General features: G+C 73.0%; 9 protein-coding genes. 2 read left to right on the top strand and 7 right to left on the bottom strand.

What is annotated here, in order from left to right; translation table 11 throughout:
- Positions 1–79 precede the first annotated feature (79 nt).
- The gene (locus tag ACIP98_RS10550; RefSeq protein WP_319659145.1) at positions 80–310 is read left to right on the top strand and encodes a hypothetical protein; all 231 of its coding nucleotides are present in this window, start codon (positions 80–82) and stop codon (positions 308–310) included.
- Positions 311–490: 180 nt separating this feature from the next.
- Here ACIP98_RS10550 and ACIP98_RS10545 read toward each other — a convergent pair whose 3' ends face one another.
- The 6 genes from ACIP98_RS10545 to ACIP98_RS10520 all read right to left on the bottom strand — a co-directional run bounded on the left by ACIP98_RS10545 (position 491) and on the right by ACIP98_RS10520 (position 9,123).
- Positions 491–1,261 carry a serine protease gene (locus ACIP98_RS10545; RefSeq protein ID WP_401975231.1) on the bottom strand — a complete coding sequence of 257 codons (771 nt, stop codon included), beginning with the start codon at positions 1,259–1,261 and terminating at the stop codon, positions 491–493.
- A gap of 464 nt (positions 1,262–1,725) precedes the next feature.
- The gene (locus ACIP98_RS10540) at positions 1,726–3,294 is read right to left on the bottom strand and encodes an RNA polymerase sigma factor (protein ID WP_319659146.1); all 1,569 of its coding nucleotides are present in this window, start codon (positions 3,292–3,294) and stop codon (positions 1,726–1,728) included.
- 316 nt (positions 3,295–3,610) lie between these two features.
- Complete coding sequence (locus ACIP98_RS10535) at positions 3,611–4,528, bottom strand: FadR/GntR family transcriptional regulator (protein WP_401974951.1); 918 nt, start codon at positions 4,526–4,528, stop codon at positions 3,611–3,613.
- Positions 4,529–4,620: 92 nt separating this feature from the next.
- The gene (locus ACIP98_RS10530) at positions 4,621–6,249 is read right to left on the bottom strand and encodes an ATP-binding cassette domain-containing protein (protein ID WP_401974950.1); all 1,629 of its coding nucleotides are present in this window, start codon (positions 6,247–6,249) and stop codon (positions 4,621–4,623) included.
- Between the two features lie 32 nt (positions 6,250–6,281).
- A complete protein-coding gene (locus tag ACIP98_RS10525; RefSeq protein ID WP_401974947.1) occupies positions 6,282–6,998 on the bottom strand; it encodes an NUDIX hydrolase in 717 nt (238 codons plus the stop codon).
- 142 nt (positions 6,999–7,140) lie between these two features.
- Positions 7,141–9,123: a glycogen debranching N-terminal domain-containing protein gene (locus tag ACIP98_RS10520; RefSeq protein ID WP_401974945.1), complete on the bottom strand. Its 1,983-nt coding sequence runs from the start codon at positions 9,121–9,123 to the stop codon at positions 7,141–7,143.
- A 128-nt stretch (positions 9,124–9,251) separates the two neighbouring features.
- Here ACIP98_RS10520 and ACIP98_RS10515 point away from each other — a divergent pair, with 128 nt between their 5' ends.
- Positions 9,252–10,562: an alpha/beta fold hydrolase gene (locus ACIP98_RS10515; protein WP_319659151.1), complete on the top strand. Its 1,311-nt coding sequence runs from the start codon at positions 9,252–9,254 to the stop codon at positions 10,560–10,562.
- Here the strand turns inward: ACIP98_RS10515 and ACIP98_RS10510 are convergent.
- A complete protein-coding gene (locus ACIP98_RS10510) occupies positions 10,474–11,715 on the bottom strand; it encodes a DUF4192 domain-containing protein (protein ID WP_319659152.1) in 1,242 nt (413 codons plus the stop codon). The genes ACIP98_RS10515 and ACIP98_RS10510 overlap by 89 nt on opposite strands.
- Positions 11,716–11,773 lie beyond the last annotated feature (58 nt).

Raw genomic sequence — 11,773 nt, 5'->3', positions numbered from 1 at the left:
AGGCACGAGCGGGAACAGTTTCGGCCTGGTTGGATGTTGACCCTGGTACGACAGCTCGTCGAGCTAGAGAAGAGGCGACGTGACTACAGTTCTGACCCCCGCGAGCCCGCTGACGGCGGCGGATCGCTGCGACCGTTGCGGCGCCCAGGCCTACCTGCGCGTCGTTCTGATCAGCGGCGGTGAGCTGCTCTTCTGCGCGCACCATGGGCGTAAGTTCGAGCCCGAACTGAAGAAGATCGCTGTGGAAATACAGGACGAGACCGGCCGCCTCACGGCCACGCCGACCGTCGCGGTCGATGACGAACGCTGACGCGTAGCACTGCGACGAGCTTTCAGCGACGGGCGGCCCCCCGCGTGGAGGGCCGCCCGTCGGCTTGTCCGCTTGCTCGTCCTCTCGTTCCTCCTCGCGGCACGGCGCCCCTGGCGCCGTCCGCACCGCGCATCCCGTGACGCCTGGACGCGCCACGGCACGCGACGATCCATCATCCGGTCACGAGTGCTGCCCGACCAGCCCGGAGACCGACGAGACCCTGGTGTAGACCCCCGGGCGGCCCGCCTCGGCGCAGCCGGAGCCCCATGACACCAGGCCGATCAGCCGCTGCCCCGCCACGAGCGGGCCGCCGCTGTCCCCCTGGCAGGAGTCCCGCCCGCCGGTGAGTTCACCCGCGCACACCATGGAACCGGACAGGTACTTGCCGTCGATGCTCCCCGGATAGGCCTTCTGGCACACCGAGTCGGGGAGCACCTCCACCGGGGCCGCCCGCAGGGTGTTCGAGTAGGTGCCGAGCCCCGTCGTGTCACCCCACCCCAAGACCTTCGCCGGGGTGCCGGAGCGGTAGACGGCACTGTCGCCGGGCTTCGCCATCGGAATCGCGGCCGACGCCGGAAGCCGCTGGGCGAGGGTGACGACGGCCACGTCCCCGTTGTTGGTCGCCGGATCGTAGGCCGGGTTCACCCAGACCTTGCGGACCGGCACCTCCCGGCCCCCCGCGCCGCTCAGGTCCGTGCGCCCGCCGATGACCCGCAGGTCGGGCACCTGCCTCCAGTCCCCGCCGAGTGCGGCGGGGGTGAAGCAGTGTGCCGCGCTCACCACGGTGGCCGGACCCACGAGGGCGCCGGCGCAGAACTGCCCGGAACGCGTCGTCCCGTACCGGGAGCGACTGGAGATGGCCACGGCCCAGGGGTACTGCTGGGTCGACACGGGCGCACCGCCTATGACAGCGCCGGTGGCCCCCTGCGCCGGCGACTTCGGGCTCGCCACCTCGCGGGACCCTTCCGGTGCCGCGGGCGCCGCCGCCCGGCCGAGCTCTGCGGAGGACTCCGCGCCCCGGGCTATGGACTCCCGTCCCGGCTCGGCGGCCGAGGCCCCCTGCGTCTGCGCCGCGTACGAGGCCCCCTCCCCGTCCCGCGACGCGGCCTCGGGCACGGCGGCGCCCCCCGCATCCTGGGCCACGGGTTCCACACCCGGCGAGGCGGGCTCAAAAGTGGCGGCGTACGCGGTGTACGCGGGGGCCACCAGCGGCATCGCGAGCGCTGATACCAGCGTCAGTCCGCCGATCATCGAGCGGATCGAGGAACGCATGCACTCTCCTCACCCTCCGGAACAACAAGTGCACTCAGCGTTACCTGAGTGATCCACCCCCGCATCCGGAGGGGGCTCCGGAAAACGTCGACGGGCCCGCGGCCGCAAGAAGCGGTCGCGGGCCCGTCAGGGAGCCGGTCCGATCAGTCCAGGTAGTCGCGGAGCACCTGGGAACGGGACGGGTGGCGCAGCTTGGACATCGTCTTCGACTCGATCTGGCGGATGCGCTCACGGGTGACCCCGTACACCTTGCCGATCTCGTCGAGCGTCTTCGGCTGGCCGTCGGTCAGGCCGAAGCGCATCGAGACCACGCCGGCCTCGCGCTCACTGAGCGTGTCGAGGACGGAGTGCAGCTGCTCCTGGAGAAGCGTGAAGCTGACCGCGTCGGCCGGGACGACAGCCTCGGAGTCCTCGATGAGGTCACCGAACTCGCTGTCGCCGTCCTCGCCCAGCGGGGTGTGCAGGGAGATCGGCTCGCGGCCGTACTTCTGGACCTCGATGACCTTCTCCGGGGTCATGTCGAGTTCCTTGGCCAGCTCCTCCGGGGTGGGCTCGCGGCCCAGGTCCTGGAGCATCTGGCGCTGGACGCGGGCCAGCTTGTTGATGACCTCGACCATGTGCACCGGAATACGGATGGTGCGGGCCTGGTCGGCCATCGCGCGGGTGATCGCCTGGCGGATCCACCACGTCGCGTACGTGGAGAACTTGAAGCCCTTGGTGTAGTCGAACTTCTCGACCGCACGGATCAGGCCCAGGTTGCCCTCCTGGATCAGGTCCAGGAAGAGCATGCCGCGACCGGTGTAGCGCTTGGCCAGCGAGACCACCAGACGGAGGTTGGCCTCCAGCAGGTGGTTCTTGGCCCAGCGGCCGTCCTCGGCGATGATCTCGAGCTCGCGCTTGAGCTTGGGGGCGAGCTTGTCCGCCTGGGCCAGCTTGTCCTCGGCGAACAGACCGGCCTCGATGCGCTTGGCGAGCTCCACCTCCTGCTCGGCATTGAGGAGGGGGACCTTGCCGATCTGCTTCAGGTAGTCCTTGACCGGGTCGGCGGTGGCGCCGGCCGCGGCGACCTGCTGCGCGGGCGCGTCGTCCTCGTCGTCGTCGGAGAGCACAAAGCTCTCCGCCTCGGTCTCGGCGGCCGGCACGTCCTCGTCCTTGCCGGGCGTGACCTCCTCGAGGAGCTCCTCGCCCTCGACGAGCTCGTCGTCCTTCTTGGCCTTGGGATCGGCGGCGGTCTTCTTGGCCGTCGTCTTCTTGGCGGCGGTGGTCTTCTTGGCCGCGGTCTTCTTCGCCGCGGCCTTCTTGGCGGGCGCCACGCCCTCGTCGGCCGCGTCCGCCATCGCTTCCGCCTCGACGGCGGACGCGGGTGCCGCGGCGGCCTTGGCCGCCACGGTCTTCTTCACCGGCGCGGCCTTGGTCTCGACGGTCTTGGTGGCAGTACGCTTCGCCGGGCTCTTGGCTGCGACGCTCTTACGGGTGCGCTTGGGCGCCTCAGCGGCACTCACCATCAGCGTCACACCCTCCTCGTCGAGGACCTGGTTGAGGCTGCGCAGAACGTTCTTCCACTGGGTTGCCGGGATCTGGTCCGCTTCGAAGGCTCGGCGCACGTCGTCGCCGGCGATCTGACCCTGAGCCTTACCCCGCTCGATGAGCGCCATCAGAGACTCGGACTCGGCGATCTCCGGCGGGAGCGTACGGGATGTGCTGGCCGACACGAACAACCTCTCGGAACGATGGAAAACGACTAGGGTGGAACCGCTCAGCAACTCAGCGTCATGTTCGTCGCGGATATTCCTCGCGCGGCCGCCACCTCTTACCTCATCGCGCTGCTCGCCAGAGCGTTACGCCCGGCCCCACGTGGTCCGAGTCACACCCCGAAACGACACCAATCCGTCGATAGCCGGACACTCGCCGTGAACCGGCCGCCGCATTCCGTCCGCCCGTCCGGTGCGGCGGACGGCTCCGCCGCCGGGCCCGGAGGGTGTGGGCCGGCGGCGGAAGTCGGTGCCGTCTCCGGCTCGCTCCGGGCGATCAGTGCTCGCGCGGTGCGGGGACGACATGGTCGGGGGTCGCGACGGCGGGACCCGGCTCGGTGTGCACGGCCAGCAGCTGGCGCATGACGGCCTCCGCCTCGGCACCGTCGGAAGCGGCCAGCGCCTCGACCACCCGCGCGTGGAGGGCGACGGAGTGATCGCCGGGGCGCTCGCAGCCGGTGACGGGGCCGCCGGAGACCTGGAGAGCGGCGGAGACGATGCCGGACAGGTGCTCCAGCATGCGGTTGCCCGCGACCTGCAGGAGCAGGGCGTGGAACTCGGCGTCGGCGCGGGAGAAGGTCAGCCCGTCGCCCTGACCGACGGCGTGGGCCATGATCTCGGTCATGTCCACCAGCCGCTGCTGGATGTCCTCCCGGCCGTGACCGGCGGCCAGGCGGGCCGCCAGCGGTTCGATCGTCCAGCGCAGCTCGAACAGCTCACGGCGCTGGTCGTCCCGCTGGGGACCGAAGGCCCGCCACTCGATGATGTCGGGGTCGAGCAGGTTCCAGTCGCTGACGGGGCGGACCCGGGTGCCGACGTTGGGCCGGGCGCTGACCAGACCCTTGGCCTCCAGCACACGCAGCGATTCACGGACGACGGTGCGGGAGACCTCGAAACGCTGGCCGATCTCCTCGGGGACGAGCGGACGGTCGGCGCCCAGATCGCCGGAGACGATCATCTGGCCGAGTTGCTGGACGAGTTGGCCGTGGAGCCCGCGGCCACGGCTGCCGCCCGCCCGGCGGCCCACCCGGCCCATGTCGGTGTCGCCCTCCCAGGAGGGCGCACCGCCCGGCCGGTCCAGCGAGGAACCGGCGGAGACGTCGGCGTACGGATAGCGGTCGAGCTCGCCACCGCCGACGAGGCTGGGGTCGACGGAGCGGGCGGCGGTCATCATGGTGTGCGCAAGGGTACTCACGCATCATTTGTCGGCGATGACGCCCGGCGCCTTGAGGGCTTTGCTGAAAAGCACACGAAAGGGTGAGCACTCATCACCTGATAATTGACGCTTTATCGGAAGGAAATGGGGTTTCTCCGGCGCAAGACCGTTGCCACATAGGCACACAACAGAGCGAAGAGCGACAAGACGAAGGAATACCGGACGGGTTGGGTCGCCAGCCGTACCGCGTCGATCGCCGGCGCGGTCGCCGCCCGGCGCACCACCGGTGCCACCAGCAGGGGCACCGCCAACACCCCGGCCAGACCCAGCGCGGTGGTCCGGAACACCCCGGCCGCCAGCACACCGGCCCAGCAGCACACGAGCGCCAGCACCCCCCACGTCACCGCGATACGGGCCAGGGCCAGGAGCCGCGGCAGTCCGTGACCACCGAGGAAGTGCGCCTCCAGCACTCCCGCCGCAGCCGCGCAGCCGGCGATCACCAGCGCCGCGCCGCCGTTCACGACGAGCTTGGCCAGCAGCAGGCGCAGTTGGCGCGGCACCGGCGCGTTGGCGGGCGCCAGCGCCGGGTACCGGAACTCCTGGCCGTAGGAGAGGGCTCCGAGGAGCCCGCCCCCGAGGGCGGCCGGGGGAAGCGGCAGGGAGTGCGCCCAGCCGGTCAGCAGGCGCAGGGAGACGGCATGGTGCCCGGTGCGCAGCAGCACGAGGGTGGAGAGGGCCGAGGCGAGAACGCCGGCGAGGGCGATCAGCCACGGGCCGCGGATGCCCGCGAGGCGGCGCAGTTCGTAGCGGACCGGACGGGCCGGCCCGGCAGGCGGACGGGCCTCGCGCACCGGCGCCAGGGAGACGGCGCCGGGGGCGCGGTCGCCGTGCGGCGACTCCGGGACTCCGGTGTCGCCCACCTCGTCCGCGAGGCGGTGCAGCAGGATGCCGTGCCGGAAGGCGGTCTCGCCGATCCGGGCGGTGGTCGTGCCGTAGACGCAGATACGGCTGCCGCTCTCGTGGGTGATCTCGGTCTCGTCGTCGGCGAGCAGCAGCGCCAGGCGTTCGGCCTGCGGCGACTGCACGGCGACATAGGGGCGCAGCCGTCCGCGGCCGAACTCCTGGGCGGACTGGTCGGCGACGAGCCGTCCCGCGTCGAGCGTGACGATGCGGTCCGCGAGGCGTCCGGCCGTGCGAGGATCGCTCACGGTCACGACGACCGTGCCGCCGCGCGCCGCATAGGTCTTGAGCAGTCCGTACAGCCAGGCGGTGTCGCGGGGCGACAGGTCCTGCGCGGGGTCGTCGAGCAGGAGGGCGGGAGGGTCGCCGAGCAGGGCGGCCGCGACACCGAGGCGCCGGTCCATGCCGAGCGAGAACTCGCCGAGACGGCGGTCGGCCGCGTCGCGCAGGCCCACGATCTCCAGGACCTGATCGGCGCGTTCGGCCGGTGCGCCGGCAGCGGCGGCCAGCATCCGCAGGTGGCCGCGGGCGGTGCGGGAGGGGTGTCCGGGGACGTCGCCGAGGAGCACCCCGACGATGTTCGCCGGGTGGGCGTGACGGTGCAGGGGCCGGCCGCCGAAGAGGGTGATGCCGCGGCCGGGTTCGAGTTCGAGCATCAGCCGCAGGGCGGTCGACTTGCCCGCACCGCTGTCGCCGAGCAGGGTGGTGATCTCCCCGGGGCGGGCGTCAAAGGTGAGGTCGTCCACGGCGGGTGCTTCGTCGCCGCGGGACGCGCTGGTCAGTCCGATGGCCTGGATCACCCTTGCACGATAACGTGCGAAAGGTCCGAAATTTACACCTCTGGCCGCAACATGGGCGGATTGAGGATGGTTGCGCCACCCGCGCGGAACAACTGTGCGGGACGACCGCCCTGACGGGTCGTCGTACCGCCGGTGGGGACGAGGAATCCCACCGTGCCCGTCACCTTGCGGTGGAAGTTGCGTGGATCGAGCGCGACGCCCCACACGACCTCGTAGACCCGGCGCAGTTCGCCGACGGTGAACTCCGGCGGGCAGAAGGCGGTGGCCAGGGCGGAGTACTCGAGCTTGGACCGCGCGCGTTCGACGCCGTCGCCGAGGATCCGCGCGTGGTCGAACGCGAGGGCGCCGTCCTCGCCGTTGCGCAGCAACTCCCCGACCGGGGCCCAGCGGGCACTGCGCGCGTCGCCTCCGGCGCGGGGGGCGGGAAGGTCGGGGGCGAGCACCAGGTGGGCGACGCTCACCACGCGCATGCGCGGGTCGCGCTGGGGATCGCCGTACGTGGCCAGCTGTTCCAGATGCACCCCCTTGCCGGCCCGGAGCCCGGTCTCCTCCTCCAGTTCACGGGCGGCGGCCTCGGCCAGGTCCTCGTCGCCGCGTACAAAACCGCCGGGCAGCGCCCATCGGCCCTGGTACGGGGGCTCGCCACGACGGACCGCGAGGGCGCTCAGGGCATTGCTGCGCACCGTGAGCACGACGAGGTCGACGGTGACGGCGAACGGCGGGAAAGCTGACGGGTCGTAGGGCGACATGTCCGCGATCATAGTCGTCTGCCTGACGATAAGCAGCAGGTTGGAGGGATGACGGGGCCCGCTCTCGGCCCGTTGTTCGACGTGCTGGTGAGGCGGGGCCGCGGGGGCGGGGCGCCTTCGTGAAGCAGGGGTGCCCTCCGGCTCAGGAACCGAGCTGCAGTCCCGCCGCGGCCTCCTCGACGACAGCCGTTCCGAGCCGGCCCACGCGCACCGCGAACGGCTCGCCCGCGACCGCCAGCCCCGTCAGCCGCAGCTCGCCGAGGGGCGCACAGCCCAGGGGGCGGACGACCACGATGCGCTCGGGGACGTCCGGGCGGATACCGGCGAGAGTGATCAGGAGCTGTACCGCTCCGGCGGCCGCCACCGCGGCGGGGCGGGACGCGGTCGGGTGCGGGGCGGGTACGCGATCGGGGGCTCGCTGCTCGCCCGCGTACATCTCGGGGAGCCGGTGGCCGAAGACGGCGGCCGCGTCGAGCACGCCGCGCAGCAGTGCGGCGGCCTCCCTCTCGTAGCCGTGGGCGGCGAGCCCGGCGACCGCGACGGCGGTGTCGTGGACGCGCACGGCCCCTCCCCGGTGCCCGAAGGGGTTGTGGCCGGGCGCCGCGGCCGAGAGCGTGCGCAGCCCCCACCCCGAGTCGAGCTCAGGCGCCGCCAGCAGGCGGGCGAGCTGCTCGGTCTGCACCTTGTCCAGGAGTCCGGGGGCGACCCCGCCGCCGGCGGCCAGCCCGGTGTCCAGCAGGTGCGCCGCCGCCGATCCGAGGTGCGGCACCGGTCTTCCGTCCGGGGTCAGCGCGGCGGCCGGGCGGCCGCCCGCACGGTCGTCCAGCCAGAAGTCGTCACGGAAGCGGCGGCGCAGCGCCTCCGCCCGCTCGCGCCACTCCTCGGCCCCGGGACGTCCGTACGCGTCCAGCAGATCCGCGCCGTGCAGCATGGCGCGGTGGGCGTGCGCCTGCACGTCGCAGCGCACGGGCCCGCCGGGCACGGGGTCGGGCATGTACCCGGCGGGGGTCAGGGACGACCTCAGCCACCGCAGGGAGCGCTCCGCCGCGGGCAGGAGCTGCTCGGCGTCCCGGTCGTAGATCCCCCAGCGGCGTGCCTCGGCGAGCACGGTGACGAAAAGCAGCCCGGCCTCCACGCCCGAGCACGTGGGCGGCAGGTGCGGGCCGGCGTGCCGCAGCGGTCCGGGCACCCGGCCGGTCTCCGGATCCTGCCGGCGGGCCAGGGTGCGCAGGGTCCCGGCCGCCAGCCGTGTGCCGAGCGGCAGCAGCATGCGCGCCGCCCAGGCCGCGTCGGCCGGGGCCAGACCGAGCCGCCAGGGAGCCCCCGCCGCCACGTGGGCGTCCAGCGGATGCCCTGGTTCCCGCAGCAACAGCCCGCGCAGGTCGTCGAGGGCGGTGCGGAGCAGCGACGCCGCCCCGCCGTCCTCGCAGTCGATCCGCGCCGCGGACCACGGCGCCGTGGTCGGTCCGGACGCCGGGCCGGCCGGCTGCGCCCCGGCAGGCTCCAGGACCACCCGCAGCTCGATCGTGCGGGACGCCCCCGGCGGCAGCACGAGGTCCCAGCTCAGCAAGCCGGCCGAGGCCATCGCGCTGTCGGGCCCCGGCACGGCGACGACCCGGACCCGTCCGCCCTCGCCCGCCCACAGCAGTCCCCCGTCGCTGACGCTGGCGGGCAGTTCCGGGCCGGACGTCCCCGCGGCGATCGCCGGTAGCTCGGCGAGATCGCAGGCCAGGGACACCTCGCACGGGATGCGCACCTCGCGCGGCCCGGTGTTGTGCACGGTGATGCGCTCGGTGCCGCCCGCGGAGCGCAGCCGCTCCACGGTCAGGCCCGGATCCGGGGCCGTGTCACCGGGCACCCGCGCCACCGCCGTGAACCGTGCCTCCCCGGCCGACACCGGCAGGCCCTGCACCGGCACCGGGGCCGCCCCCGCCAGCCGGAGTTCGCAGCGGGCGAGCACGCGCCGCCCGGCCTGGTAGAAGCCGTCCAGGCCGTCACCGCGCAGCTGCCCGTCCCGCCCCGAGACCGCGAGCGACGGGGCCGCGACGCAGATCACCGCGTCGTGCACCGCCTGCGGCCCCCGGTCGGCGCGGGAGGACGACCGATTGGCCTGATGCGGGCCCATGCCATCTCCTCGTCGGCTCGGGCGGGCGGTGCCGCCACTACCCCGGTGAACGCCCGTGTGGGCACTCGGGTCACGCGCCGTCTACCGTTCCTGATCGGGAAACCGTTCGTATCAGCGGAAAGAGAGCCATGGCCGTCTACCGCCAGCCAGGGACCGTCATCACCGACCGCACCTTCCAGGTACCGCTCGACCACGCGGATCCACGTGGTGAGCAGATCGAGGTGTACGCCCGCGAGGTCGTGGCGGTCGGCAAGGAACGGGAGCCATTGCCCTGGTTGTTGTTCCTGCAGGGCGGGCCGGGAGGCAGGTCACCGCGACCGCTGGGCCGCGACGGCTGGCTCACCCGGGCGCTGGACGACTACCGGGTGCTGCTCCTCGACCAGCGCGGCACCGGCCGTTCCACCCCCGCGAACCGGCAGACCCTGCCGTTGCGCGGCGATGCCGCCGCCCAGGCCCGGTATCTGGAGCACTTCCGGGCCGACTCGATCGTCCGCGACTGCGAGTTGATCCGCCGCGAACTGCTCGGCCAGAGCGTCCGGTGGAGCCTGCTGGGGCAGAGCTTCGGCGGATTCTGCACGCTGACGTATCTCTCCCTCGCCCCCGAGGGGATTCGCGAGGCGTTCGTGACGGGCGGTCTCGCGGGTCTGCGCAGCAGCGCGGAGGACGTCTACCGGGCCGCCTATCCGCGGGTGGAGCGCAAGGTCGAGGCCCACTACGCGCGCTATCCGGAGGACGTCGAGACGGTCCGCGCCGTGGCGCGGCACCTTCGGGAGCACGAGGTGACGCTGCCGAACGGCGGGCTGCTGACCGCCGAGGCGCTCCAGACCCTCGGCCTGATGCTGGGCACGGGCACCGGCTCGCACACGCTGCACTACCTGCTGGAGGACGCATTCCTGCCGGGGGCCGCGGGTCCGCAGCTGTCCGACTCCTTCCTGGCCGAGGTGCAGGGTCACCTGTCCTTCGCGGGCAATCCGCTCTACGCGGTGCTGCACGAGTCGATCTACGGCCAGCGGTCCGTGTCGCCGCGGGGCACCGGCTGGGCGGCCGAGTCGGTGCGCGGCGAGTTCCCGCAGTTCGACGTGGACAAGCCGCTGGCGGACGACGCGCCGGTGCTGCTGACCGGGGAGATGATCTACCCATGGATGTTCTCCACCGACCCGGCGCTCGCCCCGCTCCGCGAGACGGCGGAACTGCTGGCCCGCCGCGAGGACTGGCCCGACCTGTACGACCCGCGCCAACTGGCGGCGAACGAGGTGCCGGTGGCCGCGGCGGTGTACCACGACGACATGTACGTCGACGCGGCCGACTCCCTGGCCACCGCCCGGTCGGTGCGCGGCCTGCGGACGTGGGTCACCGACGAGTACGAGCACGACGGGCTCCGGGTGAGCGGCGGCCGGGTCCTCGACCGGCTGATCCGGCTGGCCCGCGGCGAGCTGTGAGGATGGCGGCGCGGCGGGCCTGCCCGCCGCGCCGCCGGCGCAGGTAGCGGCGCAGCGGCTCGGGGGAGATCCCGTTGTTGACCGCGGCGTACAGCAGCCGGGCGAAGGTGTAGTCGGGGGCGAGGTGCAGCGCGCGACCGAAGGCCACGCGCGCGGTGGCCTCGTCCCCCGCCGACCAGGCGACCCAGCCGGCCAGTGTCAGAGGTGCCGCGGCGTGCTCGTGGTAGGGCTCGACGCAGCGGCGGGCGAGCGCCCGCCACAGGCGCAGGGCTGCGTCGGTGTGCGGCGGGTCCATCCATTCCGCGGCCCGGTCACGGGTGTCACGGTCCTGCAGCCCGAGGATCATCGCGGCGGCCTCGTCGTCAGCGAGCAGGGCGTCGTCATGACGGTCGCCGATCGGGCCGTCGTCCTCGGGGGAGGCCGCCTTGAACCGGTCCAGGGCCTGCTCGATCAGTCGCAGCGTGGTCCGCCGCACCTCGTCGGAGTCGTCGCGTTCGAGCATGCGCGGCACGAGTCCGGCGGCCGCCGTGTCCAGTGCCTCCTCCCGCGCGATGCCCGCCGTCGACCCCGCCGGGGGCGGGGCGAGGCGGTCCTCCAGCGCCTTGCGGGAGCCGCGTACCCGGATACCCGCGTAGGCGGCCGCGGCCGCCATCACCGAGTCACCGGTGGGTGGGACCGGCACGCCCTCGGGAGGCCCGCACTCGGTGTCCGGGCAGGAGTAGGACCACCAGCGGCCGGCGGAGACGCACAGCGCCTCCACCACGGGCACGTCGAGGCTGCCGCAGGCCACCCGCAGGCCCTGTGCCAGCGGCCGGAGGCGCTCCATGACCTGCCCGGGGGTCTCCCCGGGGGCGGGGTCCTGGACGAGGAAGAGCACGATGGCGTCCGGGCGGCCGCCGCGCTGTGTACTGCCGGTGATGAGGCAGTCGGCCAACTGCGCCGCCGCGTCCGGCCATTCACCGGGGTTGCGAGGGATGCCCAGCCGGGCGCGGCCGCCGAAGCGGCCGCGTTCGCCGTGCAGGGCCATCATCAGAATGCTGTCGTCCGGGTGGAAGCCGCACAGGTAGGGGAGCGCGGCGGCGAGCTCGGCCGGGCTGCGCAGGGTGACCTTCGGGTCGTCCGAGGGACGCGGAGATGCGGTGTGCTGAGTCATGATCCGAAGGTGGCGCACAGCATGGATCTCCGCCAGACCCCTCCAAAACCTGTGGATA

Origin of the sequence: Streptomyces sp. NPDC088354 (assembly GCF_044753585.1) — a bacterium.
GTDB lineage: Bacteria > Actinomycetota > Actinomycetes > Streptomycetales > Streptomycetaceae > Actinacidiphila.
This window is presented reverse-complemented; position numbering and strand designations above follow the sequence as displayed.